We start from the raw sequence: 20,531 nt of genomic DNA on the forward strand, positions 1-20,531 counted from the left end.
TGCGGCCAAAGTCTAAGGGCGTTTGTCGCGCCGTGCCTTGAGCTCGGCCTGACGCTCTTCCCGGCTGAGACTCAGCGCCCATCCCCAATCCGCGTCGTACGATCCCGGCAAGCGGCGCTCGATCGCAGACATACGATCCGCGAATTCAGGGCCGTAGACCTGCGCCCAGGCGTCGTGGAGGAAGAGATAGAGCAGGCGATGGTCGTCGATGCCGTCGAGGCCCAGCAGCTGAAAACTCAGGCGATGGCCGAGCTCGTGCATCAGCGTCGCCTTCTTGTAGGCAGGGGAATAACCGGCGCGGAGGCGAATGCGGTTGCTGTTGTAATAAGCGAACGGCCGACCATCGGACACCATCACCTCGATCGGCTGCTCCGGGAACACGAGACCGCTCGTGCCTTCGAGCGCCGCGACGATGCGCGCACCATCGGCACGCCAGATCGCCTCATATTCCGCGGCGGCCGTAGCGTAATGCGACTCCACCGGCACGAACGTCAGCGGCGGCGCGGCCGCGGCGAGCATCAAGGCACCGGCGAGAAGCGCGAACAGGCGCGGGACTTTGGCGAGGCGGCGGAACATCGCCGCCACCATGACGACGGTCGGGTTCCACGGCAAATCGACGATCAGGCCTGGTCGGCCGGGCCGCCCTTCAGCACGAAACGCTTGTCGCAATAACCGCAGTCGACATAGCCCTTCTCGTCAATCTGCAGATAGACTCGCGGGTGGCCGAGCGCCGGGTGGGTCTCGCTCGCTCCGTCGCACGCGACGCGTGGCGTCGTAACGATACTGATTTCCGGCGTGAAGCGATCGGTCTGCATGGCGTCGCCCTTAGCAACGCCCCGCGCGGCGGGCAATCGCCTGAAGTCGCGTCTATTTCGGGGCGAGCGCGAAATCGACGCGGATCAAGATCTCGCTCTGGTTCGTGCCCGCTCGGACAATGGGTGCAGCTGGCGCAGCCGCCTGCGCCTCCATCGCCATGTCACCCGCGTAAGGCTGGGGCGTTCCGGCCTCGCCCGTGTCGCGGATCGCGAGCACTCGCGAAACCTTCAGTCCGGCCGCCTCGGCATAAGTTTGCGCGCGGGCACGGGCGGCCTTGTAGGCCTGAGCGCAGGCGGAACGGCCCGCCGCCTCGCGATCGGACACCGTCAAATCGGGGCCGCTCACCACGTTGGCGCCGGCATCGGTCGTCGCGGCGATAGCCTCTCCGGCCTTTCCGATATCCCGCACCCGGATGTCGAAGCTGTTGCTGGCCTGAAAACGACCCCGGTCCGGACCATAGTCGATCCGAGAGAGGCTGACGTTGCGCGTCTGGACGTCGTCCTTGCCGACCCCCAAACGCTCCACTGCCGCGAGAACGCGATTGATCACCTCGCTGTTGCGGCGGCTCGCTTCGCGGGACGTCGCGGCGATCGTCTCCACTCCCGCGGTGAAGCGCGCCTGATCCGGGCGGGTATCGGCACGTCCACTGGCGACGATCTGGACCAGCACTTCGTTGCGGGCGACGCCGCGCGGATCCGGGGGATGATCGGAGCATGCCGACACTGCGAGCAGACCGAGCAAAACACCAAGGGATCGAGGCATCCGTCTCTCCTAGTCGATCGAGGATTCGGCATCCTTGTCGCGTCCCGCGGCGAGCATCGACTCGCGCGCCGCGACCAGCTCCCGCATCGCCGACGCGGTCGCCGCACCCCAGGCGAGATGGACCCCGATCATCAAGAAGTTGCGCCGCTTGGGATGCCTGGTGGCCGGCTCGAGCACATTGAGCGCCGGGATCCAGCCCATGTAGCTGGCGAGCCAGACCGCCGTTCCGGCAAGCGCACCGGTGCGCTTGGACGGGTTCGGGTTCATCGCGGCGAGCATCGCGCCCATCATCGCGCCGTAGGCGAAGTGGGCTGCGGTCGCGATGTCCTTCGCGGTTTCGTCCTCGACCGCAACCTCCGCCGTCTCCGCTACCGAATCGACGATCTCGCGCGGCGGCAGCGGATAACGCTCCTTTTCCGGCAGATGGCGATGAAGGCGCCGCATCGCCGAGGTCATCGCCATCGTGCCGACGAAGCCGGCGATGCCGCCGATCAGCAGCCGGGTGCCGAGCTTCAGCTTTTCGTCCTTCAAAGATGGATCTCCGGTCGCGTGATCATCAGCCAGAAGATGGCCAGCACCGCTGTAAAGGCCGGAAAGCCGAATGCGAACCACCAACGAAACAATCGGTGATATTGCGCCGGAAGCGCCGCCCCGGTGCGCACCGAGTCCTCGGCCAGATTGCGCATTCGGCTCTGCATCCAGACGACCGGCAGCCAGAAGGCGCCGGTGAGGAGGTAAAGCAGGATCGAGACGACGATCCAGCCTTCGGTGAGTGCATAGCCGGTGGTCTTCGCCAGCAGTACGCCGGTGATCGGCTGAGCAATCACGGCGGTGGTCGTGAAGACATAGTCGGCGATGACGACGATCCGTGCCACGCCGGCGATGACCCGCACATCGCCGGTGCGGTGCGCCATCAGCATGAAGAAGGCGATTCCGGCGCCGGTGCCGAGCAGCACCGTGGAACCGAGCACGTGCAGCCATTTCAGCAGAAAATAGTCCATCAGCGCTCATCCAGGATTGCGAGGCAGAGGAAGTTGAACGCGAGGATCGGCCAGATCTTCATCATCGGCCCGAGCGGATCGCGCCACAGGCCAGGAAGCAGGATGGTGCCCGCGATGATGTAGAAGATCGAGAGCACGATCGCGGCATAGAGGGCAAGGCGGGTGGTCGGCCGGTAGACCATCAGGCAGAAGACCGAAATGTCCGCGAGACCGCCGGCGATCACGCTTGGCGCGGAGAGCGGCCCGGCGCCTGCCCGGAGCATGTAGCCCTTGGCGAGTTCGTAGCCGCCGGTCAGCGAGATCACGCCGGTGAGCAGCCAGAACAGAGCGAAGGTGCCGATCGCCAGAGCCTTGAGGAAGTAGAGCTTTGCGAACCAGCGTTCTTGCACCGAGGCCGGGTTGGCGGCGAGCGCGTCGGTCAATCCCTGCGGATTGATCCCCGTCGCCGTTCGCCAGCCGCTCGAGTCGCCGATTGCGCCGCGAACGATCTCGCGCCGGCCCGTCGTGCGCACGGCGGGCCGCCAGCCTAGCCAGGACAGCGCATCGCCGCCGCGATAGGCAAGGCCCATCAGCCAGCCGGGCGCAGCGATCAGGCGGGCCGGCTTCCAGCCGAGCCAGCGCCGATAGGCGGCGACGACCGCGTCGAACTCCAGCCGCTCGGGCCCGGCAAGCTCGAGCGCGATCCGCGCCGGCGCATCGGGCCGAACCAGACGGGCGACGCTCTCCGCCACATCGGCGAGCTGAACGATGTCGAGCGGCCCCGCATCCGGCGTTCTCGGCAGGATCGGAAGCGCGGCGAGGCCGCGGAACAAGGCGGAGCCCCCATAAGCCGCCGGCCCGACCACCACCGACGGGCGAAGGATCACCCAGTCCAGCGCCGAGGCTTCGAGCGCGCTGTCGCCGTCCATCTTGGTACGCGAGAAATCGGTGAGCGCACCGCGATCGACACCCAGGGCCGAAAAATGAATGACCCGGCGCACTCCGGCATCCTCGCAGGCTCGCCACAGCGCGGCGGGCGCATCGTAATGGACCTTCGCGGTGGAATCGCGCGCATTGTCCTGGAGCACGCCGGCGCAATTGACGACGGCGTCGATGCCCTGGAGGTGCCGGTGCCACGCGGCCGGCGTCACCGCATCGCGCAGGTCGAGCGAGACCCAGCGATCGACCGGCACGCGCCCGGCGGCGGCGCTGCCGGTGCTGCGGCGAACGCCGATCAGCTCGTGCCCGTCCCGCTGCAAGCGCGCGGCGACCGCCGCACCGATCAACCCCGTCGCACCGATCAACAGAATACGCAAAGGCAGCTCCTTTCCCCCGCTCAACGGGAGGAAAGGAGCACCGTTCCTCCCCAGGGTCACTCGTAGCGAAGCGCCTGAATCGGGTTCGCCCGCGCAACCTTGAAGGCGTGACTGGCGATGGTGCCGAGCGCGATCACCAGGGCCAGTAGACCTGCGAGCAGGAACGGAGTCGGCCCGAGGCCGATCCGGGCGTCGAAACCGTTGAGCCAGTCGCGCATCACCCACCAGGCGATCGGCCAGGCGATCAGATTGGCGATGATCACCGGCTTGGAGAACTGCCAGGCGAGCAGGCGGACGATGTCGCGGGTGCGCGCACCAAGCACCTTGCGGATGCCGATCTCCTTGGTGCGCCGCTCGGCTGTGAAGGCAGCGAGGCCGAACAGACCGAGGCAACCGATCACCACCGCCAGGATCGCAAAGGCCCCGAACAATCGTCCACGCGCCTCGTCTTGCTCGTACAAGCGCTTCACCCGATCGTCGGCGAATTCCGCGCGATACGGCACCGTCGGCAGCATGCGCTTCCACACGCCCTCGACCCGCGCGCTCACGCGCTTCGGCTCCGGATCGTTGTAGCGCACGACCATCGCGTTGAAGCCGTTATGTGCATAGAGGAACATGATCGGCTGCAGCGGATCACGGATCGAGCGAAACCGCGCATCCTGGACGACGCCGACGATGGTGGCGGTGGAAAGCCCATATTCCGGCAGGGTGAGACCCACCGATATCGGCTTACCGATCGCCTGCTGCGGGTCGCGGAAGCCGAGCCGGCGGGCTGCGGACTCGCTCACGACGATGTTCGTTCCGCGCCGTGCGAGCGCCTGCTCGGCGGACGCGTCGACCGGGAACGGCGTCGTCGAATCGTCCATCGCGATCCGTTCCGAGAAGTTGCGGCCGGCGAGCATCTTCATTCCCATGGTCGGGAAGAAATCGTGGTCGATCGTGTAGACGCCGAGATCGATGCCCTTCGACTGGCCGGGTAGATAGACGGAGCTCACCGAATTGTTGCCCGGTGCGACGCCGATGCCGGTCAGCGACGCCGATTCGACGCCTTCGATGCGGCCGATCTCGTGCTTCAGAGTCTCCGCCACCGGCTGCACCTCGCGCGCACCGACGCCCTGCAATTGCAGCAGGCCATCGCGTTTGTACCCAGCGTCGGCCGTCCGCGCGTAGAGGGTCTGCGCATAGATCACGGCCGTGCAGATGATGAGCCCGATCGAGACGGCGAACTGGGCGACGACCAGAACGTTTCGAAGCTGCCCGGTACCGCCGGCCTCCGCCGCGGACTTGTTCGCCTTGAGCACGCGGGCCGGTTGAAACCGGGAGAGGTAGAAAGCGGGGTACAGGCCGCCGATTGCGCCGACGGCGAGCAGAAGCAGCAGGACCGGAAGCAGAACGCCGTCGGCACCCCAATACGTGAGGGCGATGTCGGCATCGAGGAAGGCGTTGAACGGCCGCAGCAACAGTTCGACCAGAGCGAGCGCCAGCACCATCGCAATCGTCGTCACCAGCATCGATTCGCCGAGGAACTGAACGATGAGCTGGCGCCGGCTGGCGCCGAGCACCTTGCGCAAGGCAACTTCGCGCGCGCGCTGGGACGCGCGGGCGGTCGCCAAATTGGTGAAGTTGACGACGGCCATGCCGAGGATGAGCAAGGCCACCACACCGAAGGTCCCGATCGTGCGCATGTCGTTGCCCGGAGTCATGGACGCCTGCTGCGCCTTGCCGAGATGCACGTCACGAACGTTGGTCAGCCGCCAATCCTGGGTGTTGCCCGGGTTCGTCTTCTCCCCGCCGCCGGTATCATCCGGGATATTGCGTTTCTCCCAGGCGGGAAGCTGGCGATTGATCTCCTCCGCGGAGGCACCGGGACGGAGCTTCACGTACCACCATCCGCCCTGATTGCCCCAGCTGGTGAGAAAGGATTGTTGCTCGGCGAAGAAGCTTTCGGGGGCGAAACGGGCGACCACCCCGAGATCGACGTGGCTGTTCTTGGGCAGATCCCGCATCACGCCGGTGACGACGTAGTCGATGTTCCTGCCCTGCGAGACCAGGGTGAGCGTACGTCCCATCGGATTCTGGTTCGGGAAGCGCTTCTCCGCTTCCGTTTCGGTGAGGACGAGCGAATTGGGCTGGCTCAGCGCCTGGGCGCGGTCTCCCCGTGCGAACGGCACCTGAAGGATGTCGAACAGATTGCCGTCGACGAAGTTGAAGCGGTCGGCGACGCTCGGAATGCCGTTCTGCAGGATCGTCGCGCCGGCCGACGCGACGTAGACGGCCTTCTCGATCTGCGGGAAATCCTTCACCAGCGTCTTGCCGGAGACGTAGCTCGACATCTGCAGGGCCATTTCTTCCCCGCCATTGTCCGTCGCCTTGTAGAAATCCTGGAACTGGTAGGCGCGGTCCGCCTCCTCCATCCAGCCGTCGTAACTCGTCTCGTAGCGCACGAAGAGCAGGATCATCAGACAGGCCGCCAGGCCGATCGCCAGACCGACGATGTTGATGAAGGCGTAGGTCTTGTTCTTGGCAAGAGCCCGAAAGCCTACGGTCAGATAGTTTCGCCACATCGTGAGGTCTCCTACTCGTAGCGGAGGGCGTGGATGGGATTGGATCGGGCGACGCGAAAAGCGTGGCCGGCGATCGTGCCGAGGGCGATCGCCAGCGCCAGCCCGCCGGCAAGGAGGAACGGCAATGGCCCGAGCGGGATTCTGGTGTCGAAGCCGTTCAGCCAGTCCCGCATGAGCCATCAGGCGATCGGCCACGCAATCAGATTCGCGACGATCACCGGCTTCGAGAATTGCCAGGCGAGCAGCTTCACGATGTCCCGGGTCCTGGCGCCGAGCACCTTGCGCACGCCGATTTCGCGCGTTCGTCTCTCCGCCGTGAATGCGGCGAGCCCGAACAGGCCCAGGCAGGCGACGATGACGGCGAGCACCGCAAAGCCGGCAAAGGTCTTCGCGCGCGCATCCTCGGCCTTGTAGAGTTCCTGGACGATATCGTCGCTGAACTCGGCGTTGAACGGCACGTCGTTGGTGATGCCCTTCCAGACCCGCTCGACCCCGGCCCGGACTGCACGCGGATCTCCATCGAAGCGCACCATCATGTGGGTGTGGCCAAGCTTCACTTGAGAGAACATCAAGGCATCGATCGGCAGCTTGATCGAGCGAAAGCGGGAATTCTTGACCACGCCGACGATCGTCACCGGAACGAGACCAAGCTTATTGTCGATCATGGCGGCTCGAAGGGTCTTGCCGACCGCGTCCGCCGGGCGACGGAAGCCGAGGCGATTGGCGGCCAGTTCGTTGATGACGATCGTCATTCCGCGTCTTGCGAGCGCGATCTGGGCGTCGTCCTGCGGTGGGAACGGCACGGTCGCATCGTCGCCGGGCCGATTGAGGTCGAACCAGCGTCCGGCTGCAAGGGTGAGTCCCATCGCATCGAAGAAGCCATGATCGACCTGATAGGTGCCGATCGAGACCGGCTCCGGATTTCCCGGGACCATCACCCCCGTCGTGTTGTTGTTGTCGGTGGCGACCCCGATCGTGGTACGGCCGACGGCGCGCACCCCCGGAACGCGGCGCGTCTGCTCGACGATGGTCTCGCCCTTGTCGAGCAATTGATAGCGGCTGAGTTCGTCCACCTGCATGAGGTGATCGCGCTTGTAGCCCGGATCGGCCGTCCGGGCGTAAACGGTCTGTGCGTAGATCACGGCGGTGCAGATGATGAGGCCGATCGACACGGCGAACTGGCCCACCACCAATGCGCTGCGCAAGCGGCCCGTGCCGGGCGTCTCGGCCGAAGACTTGTTGGCCTTCAGGACGCTCGCGGGCTGGAACCGCGACAGAAACATCGCCGGATAGAGCCCCCCCAGGATCCCGACCGCGAGCACCAGCATCACGACGGGCAAGAGGATCCCGTTCGATCCGAAATAGTGCACCTTGATGTCGGCATCGAGGAAGGCGGCGAAGCTGGGCGTCGACACTTCGAGAAGGGTCAGCGCGATCAGCATCGCGAACACCGCAATGAGTACCGACTCGCCGATGAACTGGACGACCAGTTGACGCCGGTTGGCGCCGAGCACCTTGCGCAGCGCGACCTCCCGTGCCCGTTGGCTGGCACGTGCGGTCGCCAGATTGGTGAAGTTGACGATCGCCATGCCGAGGATGAGCATCGCGATGATCGCGAAGGTCACGATCGAGCGCCGATCGTTGGTGGGAGTCATCTGGCCGACGTCGGCTTCGCCGAGGTGCACGTCCTGCGCGGCGACGAGGTGCCAATCCTGCGTGTCGCCCGCGTTGAACCGCGCGTCGCCGGCATTCTGATCGGGGATGTTGCGCTTTTCCCAGGCCGGCAATGCGGCGTTGATCGCGTTCGGATCGCTGCCGTCTTTGAGCTTCACCCAAACCCAGCCGCTGTGACATCCCCAGCAGGTGAGGAAATCGGGCTGATCGACGAAAAAGGCCGGAAAATCGCGCCTCGCCACGATGCTGATCCGCATGTGCGAGTTCTTCGGGAGATCCTTGAACACGGCATTGATGCGGAAGTCTCTGGCCACGCCGCGACTGATGATGCTGAGGGTGCGCCCAACGACATCGGTCGTGCCGAACAGCTTGGTCGCTTCCGATTCCGACAGGATCGCGGAATCGACCCGGGCCAGCGCATCGGCACTGCCCCGCGCCAGCGGCAGCGGGACGACGTCCAGAAAATCGCCGTCTACGTAAAGGAAGTCCTGGAGCGCCTGCGCCTGGCCATCCTTCAGAAAGACCGGCGAATTGGCGAGCCCATAGACCTTGGCCTCGACCTGCGGAAAATCCTTCTTCAGCGCCTCCGCCGAAACGTAGGGGCTCATCTGGGCCTTCGACTCCTCGCCCGTGTCGGGATCCCGGCTCCAGCTTTGGAACTGATAGACATTCCCGGCATTCGGGAGCCAGCTGTCGTAGCTCATCTCATACCGCACGAAGAGAAGGATCATCAGGCATGCGGCCATGCCGATCGCCAGACCGACGATATTGATGAAGGTGTAGGTGCGATTCTTGATCAGGGATCGCAGGCCGACGGTGAGATAATTGCGCCACATCGTTCGGTGTCCTACTCGTAGCGGAGGGCGTGGATCGGATTGGAGCGCGCCACGCGAAAGGCATGCGACGCAATCGTGCCGATCGCGATGGCGAGGGCGAGCGCGCCCGCGAACAGGAAAGGACCGGCACCGAGTTCGATACGGGCGTCGAACCGGTTGAGCCAATCGCGCATGGCCCACCAGGCCGCCGGCCAGGCGATCAGGTTGGCGACGATCACCGGCTTCGAAAACTGCCAGGCAAGCAGGCGGACGATGTCGCGGGTGCGCGCACCGAGCACCTTGCGGATGCCGATCTCCTTTCGCCGGCGCTCGGCGGTGAAGGCGGCGAGGCCGAACAGGCCCAGACAGGCCACGACCACGGCGAGCGCTGCGAAGCCGGCGAAGGTCTGCGCCCGTGCCCGCTCCGCCAAATAGAGGCCCGACACGATGTCTTCGCTATAGCGTGCTTCGAACGGCAGATCGGGTGCGAAGCGCCGCCACACCTGTTCGATGGCGGAGCGCACCTCGCGTCCCCGCCCGTGCTGGTAGCGAACGTCGATCGCGAGCAGATAGTCGCTGCCAAGGCGGTACATCATCGGCTCGAGCGGTTGCCGGATCGAACGGAACCGCGAGTCGGCGACGACGCCGACGATCGTCACGGGCACCATCCCGATCGATGGATCCAAGCTCAGCGTCACCCGGACCTGCTTGCCGACAGCGGATGCGGGATCGGAAAAGCCTAGGCGCCGCGCCGCGAGCGCGTTCACCACGACATTGGCACCGCGCGCGACCAGGGCGCGCTCGGCGGCCGGATCCGGTTCCGGATAGGGCATGCCACTTTCGTCCATCGGCCGCTTCGGATCGAGCGCCCGCCCGGCGAGCAGCTTGATACCCATCGTCTGGAAGAAGTTGGGATCGACCGCATAGTTGCCGACACCGACCGTCTCGCTGCGTCCGGGAACGCGGACTGCACGTCCCATCGTACTGCCGGTGTTGATGCCGATGCTGGTCCGCGATGCCGAGACCACGCCGTCGATCCGGCCAATCTCGTGGGTCATGGCCTCGAGCACCGGAACCAGGTTCCGGTAGCCGGCCGAGATCTGAAGCAGGCCGTCGCGCTCGAAACCGGGATCGGAGCGCCGCGCATGCACAGCCTGGGAATAGACGATGGCCGTGCAGATGATGAGGCCGATCGATACCGCGAATTGCGCCACCACCAGCACGTTGCGCAGCCGGCCCGAGCCTTCGGCTTCCGCCGCCGATTTGTTCGCCTTGAGCACTTGCGCGGGCTGGAAGCGAGACAGGTAGAAAGCCGGATAGAGGCCGCCCGCGGCACCGACCACGATGACCAGGAGGAGCACCGGCAGCATCACGCCGCCGGAGCCCAGATAATGCATTTCGAGATCGGCATCGAGGAAGGTCGAAAGGATCGGTAGCGCCAGCTCGACCATGGTGAGAGCAACCAGCATCGCAAGCCCGGCGATCAGGATCGATTCGCTCAGAAACTGGATGACGAGCTGCCGTCGGCTCGCCCCGAGGACCTTGCGAAGAGCCACTTCCCGCGCGCGTTGACCGGCACGCGCGGTCGCCAGATTGGTGAAGTTGATGCAGGCCATACCCAGGATCAGCAACGCCACGACGGCAAAGGTGAGGATGGTGGAGCGATCGTTGGCGGGCTCCATGGCACCCCGCTGCGCCTCGCCGAGATGGATGTCGCGCAGCGGTATCAGCCTCCAATCCTGGTTCTCGCCGTCATTTTCGCGACGATCGCCGAACGGCTGATCCGGGATATTGCGCTTCTCCCAGGCGGGGAGCCCCGCCCGGATGGCATCGACATCGGCCCCGGGGCGCAGCTTCACGTAGTTGAACCCGGAAATCTCGCCCCAGCTGGTGAGCTGGCCCGGATAATCTGCGAAGAAGGCGGCGACATCGATCCGCAGGATCATGTCGAGCCGCAGATGCGAGTTCCTCGGCAGCGTCTTGAGGATGCCCGTCACTCGGTAGTCGACCGGCCGACCGTTATCGACGACCGTCAGGGTTCGCCCGAAAGCAGGCTCCGTTCCGAACAGGCGAAGCGCCTCGCGTTCCGACAGAACGACATTGCCCGGCCTCGCCAGAGCGGTCGCCGGATCGCCCTCGATCAGCGGCAGGGGAAAGACGTCGAAGAAGGGTCCGTCGACGCGGGCCGCGTCTTCGACCGACAAGGCCTGACCGCCCCGAACCACGGCGGCCCGGTTTCCCAGCAGGTGGAGACGGCCCGCAATCTGCGGGAAATCCTTCTGCAGGGTCGTGCCGGCGACATATTGCGACTGCCTGAAGTCGAACCGGTCGCCGGTGTCGGGATCCCGCGAAAAGCTCTGCACCTGATAGATCGTATCGGCGCCGGGGATCCAGCGGTCGTAGCTGGTCTCGTAGCGCACATAGAGCAGGATCAGCAGGCAGGCGGCGAGCCCGAGCGCGAGGCCGAAGATGTTGATGAACGCGTAGGTCCGGTTCTTGGCCAGAGCCCTTGCGCCGACAGTCAGATAGTTGCGCCACATGATCGATCCTATTCGTAGCGCAGGGCTTGAATGGGATTGAGCCGGGCAACCCGGATCGCGTGACCGGCGACCGTGCCGATCGCAATCGCAAGCGCGAGCAGACCCGCGAGCAGGAACGGCCCCGGCGTGAGCGGCACGCGCACGTCGAAGGTGTTGAGCCAGTTGCGCATGGCCCACCAGGCGACCGGCCAGGCAGCCAGGTTCGCGAGCACCACCGGCTTCGAGAATTGCCAGGTGAGCAGACGGACGATGTCGCGAATGCGGGCACCGAGCACCTTGCGAATGCCGATTTCCTTGGTCCGCCTTTCGGCCGTGAACGCGGCGAGGCCGAAGAGGCCCAGGCAGGAGATCGATACCGCGACCACCGCAAAGGCCGCGAACAATGCGCCTCGCGCCCGATCGGCCGCGTAGATCTCGGCGATCAGATTCTCGGAGAAAGCGGCCTGGAACGGTATTTCCGGTTCGAACCGGCGCCACACCCTGTTGATCCCGCTCATGACCGCGGCAGGATCGGCACTCGCATAGCGGACGACGACGAGACTGGTTCGATCGGGATCGTAGCCATAGACGATCGGCTCGATTGCGTCGCGCGCGGTGCGGATGCGGGTGTCTTCCACCACGCCGACGATGGTCGCATCGGACAGATACTCGGTGTCGATCCCGATCTTCACCGTCTTGCCGACCGCAGCCTGCGGCGTGCCGAGGCCGAGCAAGGTGACGGCGTTGCGGTTGAGCACGACGTTGATGCCGCCCGCGGCGACGGCGGGGGCTCCGTCGGCGGCCCGTGCGATCCGATCCCGGGTGTAGCGATCCCCCAGCTGTCGACCGGCGAGCAGCCTTACGCCGATCGTTTCCAGATAGTCTGCATCGATCGAATAATAGCCGATCGATGCATCCTGCGCCGCGTCGGGCGTTCGAACCGAAAGGATGTTCTTCCTGACCGCGGCAAGCCCGAGGTCGGTCCGGCCGGCGGCAGTGACTCCGGGAACCGCCAGCAGTTCACGGCGTGCCGCCTCATATTCGCTGCTGTCGCCGGCGAACCGCCATGCCGAATCGATCTGGATCAGACCCTCTCGCCGATAACCGGGGTCCACCGTCGCGACGTGCCGGGTCTGCGCATAAATGACCGACGTGCAGACGATGAGGCCGATCGCAATTGCGAACTGGACGACGACCAGGATCGTGCGCAGACGTCCGTTGCCCGGGGTTTCGGCCGAGGACTTGTTCGCGCGGAGAACCTGAGCCGGGCGGAACCTGCTGAGGAAGAGAGCGGGATAGAGGCCGCCGAGCAGACCTGCCGCAAGGAACAGCGCCAGGGCCGGAAGCAGCAGGCCGCGGGCCCCAAAGTAGGTAACATCGAGATCGGCCCCGATCCGGCCACCCAACCAGGGGGCGAGAAGCTCGACGAAGGCAAGCGCGATCAACATCGCCAGCCCCGCGAGGACCAGCGATTCGAAGACCAGCTGCACGACGATCTGCGGCCGCGTTGCCCCGAGCACCTTGCGCAGTGCGACTTCCCGCGCGCGCTGGGTGGCGCGTGCGGTCGACAGATTGACGAAGTTCATCACAGCCATGCCGAGGGTCAGCACGGCGACGATGCCGAACGTGACCAACGCGCTCTTGTCCCCACCCGGCGTGAGCGCGCCGGCCTGGGCGCGGCCGAGGTGGACGTCGGAGATCGGCGCCAGTGACAGATCCATGATGTCGGCCTGGGACGAGGCGCGGCCGCCGATCATCTGCGGCACCACGACTCGTTTCTCCCACGCCGGCAGAGCGGCATTGATCGCGGCGGGATCGGCACCCACACGCAGCTTGACGTAATGCAGCTGGTTCATGTTGCCCCAGGTGCGGGCGCTCGGCGGCACGGCATCGCGCCCCGTCGGATCGTTGCGGAAGAGGATGGCGAGGCGCAGGCTGGAATTCTTCGGCAGATCGCGCAGCACGGCCCCGATCCGATAGTCCTGCTTGCCGGGGCCAGCCCCCAGGCTCATCGTGCGACCGACGACGTCGGTCGTGCCGAACTGGCGGACCGCCTCGGTCTCGGTGAGCGCGATGGTGTTGGTGTCGCGAAGTGCACCGGCGGCGTCGCCGTGCGCAAATGGCAGGTCGAAGATCGCGAAGAAGGACGGATCGACGGTTGCCGCATCGATGAACATCGCCTCGCCGTCACGCATGGTGACGGTCTGGCCGGTCCGCACCACCGTGAGCGCCTCGATCTGCGGGAAGCCCCCGGGCAGGGTCTCCCGAACCAGGAACGGGCTGGTCTGGGCCTCGGTGACGGGCTGCCCCGGCTCGTGCCACTTGGCCTGAACCTGGTAGATGCGTTCGCTGTCGGGAAGCCAGCTATCGTAGCTCGTTTCGTAGCGAACGTAGAGCAGGATCAGCAGGCAGGCGGCGAGCCCCAGCGCGAGACCGAACAGGTTGATGAACGTGTAGGCGCGATTCTTGATCAGCGTCCTGAAGGCGATGGTGGAGGAGAGGCGCCACATGATCCGGACCTATTCGTAGCGAAGAGCGTGAACGGGGTTCAGCCGCGCGACGCGGATCGCGTGACCGGACACGGTGCCCAGTGCGACGGCGAGCGCGATCGCGGCCGCGGCGAGGAAAGGCCCGGGACCGAGCGGCACGCGGGCATCGAAGCCGTTCAGCCAATCGCGCATGACCCACCAGGCGATCGGCCAGGCGATCAGATTGGCAAGCATGACGGGCTTGGAGAATTGCCAGGCGAGCAGCCGCACGATGTCCGGAACCCGTGCGCCGAACACCTTGCGAATGCCGATCTCCCGGGTCCTGCGCTCGGCCGTGAAGGCGGCAAGCCCGAACAGCCCGAGGCAGGCGATCGACGCCGCCAGCAAGGCGAAGCCGCCAAAGGCGCGGCCGCGTGCGTCGTCGGCGCGATAAAGCTCGGAAGACGCGGCGTCGGCGAAGTCGAAGGCGAAGGGGAGATCCGTCGCCAGCTGCTTCCAGACGCCCGCCACGTCGCGGGCGACCCGGGCACCATCGCGCCCTTCATAGCGCAGCACGAGCGACCGATAGACACCGCCGTCGTAGAAGATCATCGGCTCCAGCGGCTGGCGGAGCGAGCGGAAGCGGCTGTCTTCGACCACGCCGACGATGGTCAGCGGCAGCACGCCGGGGTCGCCCTGATCGGCGCCGACCTGCTTGCCGAGTGCGGCCTGCGGATCGGGAAAGCCCATCTGCCTGGCGGCGAGCCGGTTGACCACGACGTTGAGGCCGCGGCCCGCCAGTGCACGCTCCCCGGCGAGGGTCGCTTCCGCCGTATCGAACGGGACGAAGCCATTGTCGTTCGCGAATTGGCGCGACAGCGTCCGTCCCACTAGGATATCGACGCCCATCGTGCGGAAGAAGTCCGGATGGACGCTGTACCAGCCGAGCATGACCGGTTTGGGCCGGCCCGGCATCGTGATCGGCCGCATCAAGGTGGTGTCGCTCGCCGCGATGATGTCGGAGCCCGCGACGCTGCGAACTCCCTCCACGGCGGCAATCCGGCGGATCACCGTGTCCGTCTGGCCGATCACGGCCGCCCGCTGCATGTTGTCGATCTGGATCAGCCCGTCGCGGCGATAACCCGGATCGCTCTCACGGAGGAAACGGGTCTGGGCATAAACGATGCCGGTGCAGACGATGAGGCCGATCGACACTGCGAACTGGATGACCACCAGTGCGTTTCGCAGGCGTCCCGTGCCCATCGGCTCCGCCGACGACCGATTGGCGCGAATGACGGCCGCCGGCCGGTAGCGCGAGAGGTGGAAGGCGGGGTACAGGCCACCGGCACATCCGACGAGAACGAGCAGGCCAAGCGCCGGGAGCGCGATGCCGTCGGAGCCGAGATATGTGAGTGACAGATCCGCGCCAAGAAAGCGTGAGAAGGATGGCAGCAGCAATTCGACGAGGGCGAGTGCGATCAGCAGAGCGACGGAGGTCACCAGCAGCGATTCGGCGAGGAATTGGGCAATCAGCTGGCCACGGCGCGCGCCCAGCACCTTGCGCAGGGCGACTTCCCGCGCGCGCTGGCCGGCACGGGCGGTCGCGAGATTGACGAAATTCACGACCGCCATGGCGAGGATCATCGCCGCGACGATCGCGAAGGTGGCGATCGTCGCGCGATCGTTGCCGGGGCGCTCCGGTTCGCCCTCGGCGCCGCTCAGATGGACGTCGCCGACCTTCACCAGCCGCCAATCATAGGCATCGCCTTCGTTGACGCGGCCGCTTCCGGCGGGGACAGGCGGGATGTTGCGCTTCTCCCAGGCCGGCATCTGGCGGTGGATCTCTTCCGGATCTGCGCCGGGACGAAGCTTCAGGTAAACGGTGCCGTTGACGCAGCTCCAGCTGCATTCGGCCGCGTCACGGGCGCTCATCCGGCCGACCATGTCGAGCGCGAGATGGCTGTTGCGGGGGATGTCGGCGAAGATTCCGGTCACCCGAAGCGAATATTGCTCGCCGCGGCGCACGGCAGTGACCGTCCGTCCAACTGGATTTTCGGTTCCGAACCGACGGATCGCCTCGCTCCGGCTGAGCACCAGACTGTCCATTCCACGCAGTGCGGTGGAGCGATCGCCGTGCAGAAAGGGAAGCTGCAGAATGCGGAAGAAGCTCTCGTCGGCGAGCACCATCGGCGCGAAGGTCGCTTCCCCATTTTGCAGGAAGACCGGGGTCTCGCCGTCGGCCCGGGTGATCGCTTCGATCTGCGGGAAATCCTTGGCGAGAGGCCCGGCGATGACGCCGTGCGAGCCCTGCTGCCTGCGCACCTCGCCCGTGGCGGCATCGGTGTAGATGCTCTGCACCTGATACACCCGCTCCGCGTCCGGCAGCCAGGCGTCGTACGTCGTTTCGTAGCGGACGTAGAGCAGGATCATCAGGCAGGCGGAGAGCCCGATCGCCAAGCCGAAGATGTTGATCGCGGCATAGGTGCGGCTGCCGGTGAGGACCCGCAGTGCGATGACCAGATGGTTCCGCCACATCGCCCGCCCCTATCGCGCGTTCGCCGGCCGCCGACGGATATCGCCGGCAATCACCGCGTCCGAGTGGCCCCTGCTGGCCTGCGCCTCGGTCTTGGCCGCGGCCCCCAGGGGACTCAGGGCGACCGCGGTCAAGAGGGTGAGAAGGCCGGCGTCGTTCACGCGGCGCGACGCTGCTCGAGCAGCACGCGGCCATCGAGCATGTTGACGACGCGGCCGGCATAATCGGCGTGGCTGGGCGAGTGCGTGACCATCACGATCGTCGACCCTTCGCGGTTCAGTTGCTGCAGCATGCGCATCACCTCTTCGCCATGCTGAGTGTCGAGGTTGCCGGTCGGTTCGTCGGCCAGGATCAGCTTGGGACTGCCGACGAGAGCACGGGCAACGGCTACGCGCTGCTGCTGTCCGCCCGACAGCTGGCTCGGCCGGTGCTTCGCACGATGGGCGATGCCGACCTTGTCCATGACCTCGTCGACCCGCCTCCGCCGCTCGGCGGAAGCGACGTCATGGTAGAGCAGGGCGAGCTCGATATTCTCCCGCACCGACAGTTCGTCGACGAGATTGAAGCTTTGGAAGATGAAGCCGATATTGTGCTTGCGGACGTCGGCGAGCTTGCCTTCGGAGAGGCCGGCGACCTCCTGCCCGTTGAACACGTAGGAGCCGCTCGAGGGGCTGTCGAGCATGCCGATGATGTTGAGCAGGGTCGATTTGCCGCAGCCGGACGGCCCCATGATCGCCACGAATTCACCATCGGCGATGTCGAGACTGATCGACGACAGGGCCGCCGTCTCGATGGTGTCGGTCCGGTAGACTCTCGAGAGTTCGCGCATGCTCAGCATAAGCTTCGGCTCCTTGTTCAGCTGTCGAGGTCCAGCCGATCGCGATCGGCAAAACCGGTATAGGGAGAGGTGATCACCCGCTCGCCGGGATCGAGCCCTTCGAGCACTTCGATATGATCGGCATTGCGGCGCCCCAGCCGCACGTTGCGTTTGACGGCGCTGCCCCCGTCGGGGGCGACCACGAACACCCAGCTGCCGCCGGTTTCGTTGTAGAAGGCGCCGTTGGGGATCAGCAGGGCCGGGGTCGGGTCCCCGAGGGTCAGACGGACCTGGAGCGTCTGGCCGCGCTGCAGCGCGGGCGGCTCGCCGGCGGTGAAGTGAAGATCGACCTCGAACGCGCCGTTTCGAACCTGCGGATAGATCTTGGCGACCTTGGCGCGGAAGGTCTTGCCGCCGACTTCGACGGTCGCGGTCTGCCCGGCCTCGACCCGTCCCAGATAGAATTCGTCGACGCTGGCAACGATCTTGTTGCGACCGGCACTGTCGATCTGGCCGAGCCGTTCGCCGCGGCTGAGCGATTGTCCCACCTGGATCGAGAAAGCGGTGAGCTGACCGCTGACCGGTGCCCGCAGGTTCAGCGCATCCAGCGTTGCCCGGGCGATATCCAGGCTGCCGCTCAGCGACGCATTGGACGCACGCAACTGGGCGAGCTGGCTTCCCTGCAGCCGCTGGTTGATCTCACGCCCCCGGCGCAGGGCCTCGGCGCGGCGCTGATTGGAGAGATATTCGTCGCGGCTGTCCTGGAAGATCCGGACCGGAACGAAGCCTTTCTCCATCAACGGCTTCTGGAGTTCGTACTGTCGGCGCGCCTTGTCCACGGCCAGCTGCGCTTCGATTACCGCGCGCTCGTCCTGGATCTGGGTCTGCGCGAGCGCGAGCTCCTGGCTGCGCATCGAGTTCACTTCGCGCGACACGTCCGATTGGCGTGCGAGCAGGTTCAGCTGAAGGTCGGAGTTGGAGAGTACCGCCAGCAGCTGCCCCTGCTGGACCATCGCGCCGTCCTCGACCAGGACCTTCTCGACACGTCCGCCTTCGACCGCATCGAGATAGACGGTGAGCAGGGGCGTCACGCGGGCGCGGAGCGGCAGGAAGTCGTCGAAGCGCCCCTTCTCGACACTGGAGACGGTGATTCGATCGGCGGCGACCGTCTGGCTGTTGGCCGCCGGCGCGAGGAGATAAAAGGCGATCGCGGCGACGACCACGATGGCCGCGCCGATGGCAATCTTGAGGTTGCGGGAAAGGCCGCGGCGCGCGACGACGCGATCCATGCCGCTGCCGCTCTGCGCTCCTGCCGGTTTGTCCATCGTCTGCATCGTCACCACACTCATCGTCACCTCGCGCCATGCTCAGGGCAAGCGGCGTACCGGCAGCCCGGGCCGGTAACGTTGCGAACGCGTCCGGATCCGGACACCTGATTGTCCGGCAGCGAACAGTCCGCGCTCACAGGATGCTCGTTTCGCAGAGCATCGTGGCGCTGGCCGCCCCGTCGACACAGAGGGCCGAGAGATCCTGCGCCACCTGCATATGCTGCACGGCGACCGGCTCGAGCGCCACGAAGACGATCGCGAACGACATCGCCATCCACAGGAGGCTTCCGACCAGCAGTTCGAACCTACGCATCCGCTTTCTCCCGGCAGCCCGCATCGCTGCCGCCTTCTCCTCAGCAGGAGGCGTGCCAAGCTGATCTTTTCGCAGTTTTCCGCCGATTATTCCGCTCTGGTCTTCGGTAGCCTGTTCGTTATCGTACAGCTTTGTCCGCGGGCGGACTCGGCTGGCACGATTATTGATTTGTGCCGCTTCACCGAGTGGATAGGAGTGAACAGGTGGGACGGGAGGGGAAACCATTTACGCGGTGCGTCGTGATCGACGACGATCCGGACATCCTGCTGTCCGCGCGCTTGCTCCTGCGCGACCTGTTCCACGAAGTCGCGACCTTTCAAAGCCCGGACGAAGCCATGCCCTCCCTGGACGGGGAAGGGGCGGACGTCGTCCTGCTCGATGCGAATTTCGGACGCGGAGCGACCAACGCAGCGGAAGGATTTCACTGGCTCGGCGAAATATTGAAGAAGGACTCGCAGAATGTGGTGGTGATGATCACCGCCCATGGCGGGGTCAACATCGCGGTCGAGGCGATGAAGCGTGGTGCCACCGACTTCGTGTCGAAGCCCTGGGCCAACGAGCGCCTGCTGGCGACGGTACGCACCGCCGCGGCGCTGCGCAGTTCACGCCAGGCCGCGGTGCGCGAGCGCAAGCGTGCGGTGGCCATCGCCGCGCCCGCATCGGGCGCAGAGACGCCGCTGCTCGGCACATCGGCGGCGATGCGCCGGGTCTATTCGCTGATCGAGAGGGCAGGGCCGACCGAAGCCAACGTCCTCATCCTCGGCGAGAACGGCACCGGCAAGGAGCTGGTCGCGCGCGCGCTCCACAGGCGATCGCGCCGCGCCGACAACGTCATGGTCTCCGTCGATCTCGGCGCCGTCGCCGAGAATCTGTTCGATTCGGAATTGTTCGGCCATGTGAAGGGCGCGTTCACCGATGCGCGCGGCGACCGCATCGGCCGCCTTCAGGCCGCCGACGGCGGCACCCTGTTCCTCGACGAGGTCGGCAATCTGCCGCTCTACCTCCAGCCCAAGATGCTGACGGCGCTCGAGCAGAGGCAGATCGTCCCGGTCGGCGCCAATCGATCCGTACCGATCGACGTTCGCGTGATCGCGGCCACCAACCTATCCCCCGAGCGGCTCGGCGACGAGAGCCTGTTTCGGCCGGATCTCCTGTTCCGGCTCAACACGGTCGAGATCGAGCTGCCGCCGCTGCGCGAGCGGCGCGAGGACGTGCCGCTGCTGATCGAGCATTTCGTCGGCCTGTACACGAAGAAATACGGCAAGCCGGAGCGAACGATGCCGCCGGGGGTGATGGCAGCGCTGCAGGATTATGATTGGCCCGGCAACGTCCGCGCGCTCCGTCACGCCGCCGAGCGGGCGGTGATCCTCGCCGCCGACGATCGCTTCACCGTCGACGATTTCTCGCTATCCCGGGTCGGCCAGCCGCGCGCAACGACGCCGCCGCCCCCGGCTACGGCCGGCAACGGCGATCTCAACCTGGAGCGGGCCGAGAAGCAGATCGTCGAGCAGGCTTTGAAGAAGCATGCCTACAACATCTCGCTCGCGGCCGCGGAACTGGGCCTCACCCGCGCCTCGCTGTACCGGCGCATGGACAAGCATGGCCTTTAGCGCCTCGATCAAAGGT

General features: G+C 65.9%; 16 protein-coding genes. 1 reads left to right on the plus strand and 15 read right to left on the minus strand.

Annotation, left to right across the window (positions count from 1 at the left end):
• Positions 1 to 12: 12 nt before the first annotated feature.
• From ETR14_RS10125 to ETR14_RS10190, 15 genes are all read right to left on the minus strand, one after another.
• The gene (locus ETR14_RS10125; RefSeq protein WP_129384493.1) at positions 13 to 612 is read right to left on the minus strand and encodes a hypothetical protein; all 600 of its coding nucleotides are present in this window, start codon (positions 610 to 612) and stop codon (positions 13 to 15) included.
• An 8-nt stretch (positions 613 to 620) separates the two neighbouring features.
• On the minus strand, positions 621 to 815 hold the full coding sequence (locus ETR14_RS10130; protein WP_129384494.1) for a zinc-finger domain-containing protein: 195 nt from the start codon (positions 813 to 815) through the stop codon (positions 621 to 623).
• 52 nt (positions 816 to 867) lie between these two features.
• A complete protein-coding gene (locus ETR14_RS10135) occupies positions 868 to 1,578 on the minus strand; it encodes an SIMPL domain-containing protein (protein ID WP_129384495.1) in 711 nt (236 codons plus the stop codon).
• 9 nt (positions 1,579 to 1,587) lie between these two features.
• A complete protein-coding gene (locus ETR14_RS10140) occupies positions 1,588 to 2,109 on the minus strand; it encodes a hypothetical protein (protein WP_206186014.1) in 522 nt (173 codons plus the stop codon).
• Positions 2,106 to 2,579, minus strand: coding sequence for a DUF2269 domain-containing protein (locus tag ETR14_RS10145; RefSeq protein ID WP_129384496.1), 474 nt, complete (start codon positions 2,577 to 2,579; stop codon positions 2,106 to 2,108). The genes ETR14_RS10140 and ETR14_RS10145 overlap by 4 nt, the downstream gene beginning before the upstream one ends.
• On the minus strand, positions 2,579 to 3,874 hold the full coding sequence (locus ETR14_RS10150; protein ID WP_129384497.1) for an SDR family oxidoreductase: 1,296 nt from the start codon (positions 3,872 to 3,874) through the stop codon (positions 2,579 to 2,581). Before ETR14_RS10150 ends, ETR14_RS10145 begins: the two co-directional genes overlap by 1 nt.
• A gap of 56 nt (positions 3,875 to 3,930) precedes the next feature.
• Positions 3,931 to 6,438, minus strand: coding sequence for an ABC transporter permease (locus tag ETR14_RS10155; protein ID WP_129384498.1), 2,508 nt, complete (start codon positions 6,436 to 6,438; stop codon positions 3,931 to 3,933).
• An 11-nt stretch (positions 6,439 to 6,449) separates the two neighbouring features.
• Complete coding sequence (locus ETR14_RS29155; protein ID WP_243455846.1) at positions 6,450 to 6,611, minus strand: hypothetical protein; 162 nt, start codon at positions 6,609 to 6,611, stop codon at positions 6,450 to 6,452.
• A 6-nt stretch (positions 6,612 to 6,617) separates the two neighbouring features.
• Complete coding sequence (locus ETR14_RS10160; RefSeq protein WP_243455847.1) at positions 6,618 to 8,948, minus strand: ABC transporter permease; 2,331 nt, start codon at positions 8,946 to 8,948, stop codon at positions 6,618 to 6,620.
• Positions 8,949 to 8,959: 11 nt separating this feature from the next.
• Positions 8,960 to 11,467: an ABC transporter permease gene (locus tag ETR14_RS10165; protein WP_129384499.1), complete on the minus strand. Its 2,508-nt coding sequence runs from the start codon at positions 11,465 to 11,467 to the stop codon at positions 8,960 to 8,962.
• Positions 11,468 to 11,475: 8 nt separating this feature from the next.
• Complete coding sequence (locus ETR14_RS10170) at positions 11,476 to 13,956, minus strand: ABC transporter permease (protein ID WP_129384500.1); 2,481 nt, start codon at positions 13,954 to 13,956, stop codon at positions 11,476 to 11,478.
• A gap of 9 nt (positions 13,957 to 13,965) precedes the next feature.
• Positions 13,966 to 16,449 (minus strand): FtsX-like permease family protein, encoded by a 2,484-nt coding sequence (locus ETR14_RS10175; RefSeq protein WP_129384501.1) that lies wholly within the window; start codon positions 16,447 to 16,449, stop codon positions 13,966 to 13,968.
• 155 nt (positions 16,450 to 16,604) lie between these two features.
• On the minus strand, positions 16,605 to 17,285 hold the full coding sequence (locus ETR14_RS10180; RefSeq protein ID WP_129384502.1) for an ABC transporter ATP-binding protein: 681 nt from the start codon (positions 17,283 to 17,285) through the stop codon (positions 16,605 to 16,607).
• Between the two features lie 17 nt (positions 17,286 to 17,302).
• On the minus strand, positions 17,303 to 18,598 hold the full coding sequence (locus tag ETR14_RS10185; protein WP_243455911.1) for an efflux RND transporter periplasmic adaptor subunit: 1,296 nt from the start codon (positions 18,596 to 18,598) through the stop codon (positions 17,303 to 17,305).
• A 127-nt stretch (positions 18,599 to 18,725) separates the two neighbouring features.
• Positions 18,726 to 18,905: a hypothetical protein gene (locus ETR14_RS10190; protein WP_129384503.1), complete on the minus strand. Its 180-nt coding sequence runs from the start codon at positions 18,903 to 18,905 to the stop codon at positions 18,726 to 18,728.
• 239 nt (positions 18,906 to 19,144) lie between these two features.
• On the opposite strand from ETR14_RS10190, the gene ETR14_RS10195 reads away from it, so the two are divergent.
• A complete protein-coding gene (locus ETR14_RS10195; RefSeq protein WP_243455848.1) occupies positions 19,145 to 20,515 on the plus strand; it encodes a sigma-54 dependent transcriptional regulator in 1,371 nt (456 codons plus the stop codon).
• Positions 20,516 to 20,531: the final 16 nt, after the last annotated feature.

It is taken from the genome of Sphingosinicella sp. BN140058 (genome assembly GCF_004135585.1).
GTDB lineage: Bacteria > Pseudomonadota > Alphaproteobacteria > Sphingomonadales > Sphingomonadaceae > Allosphingosinicella.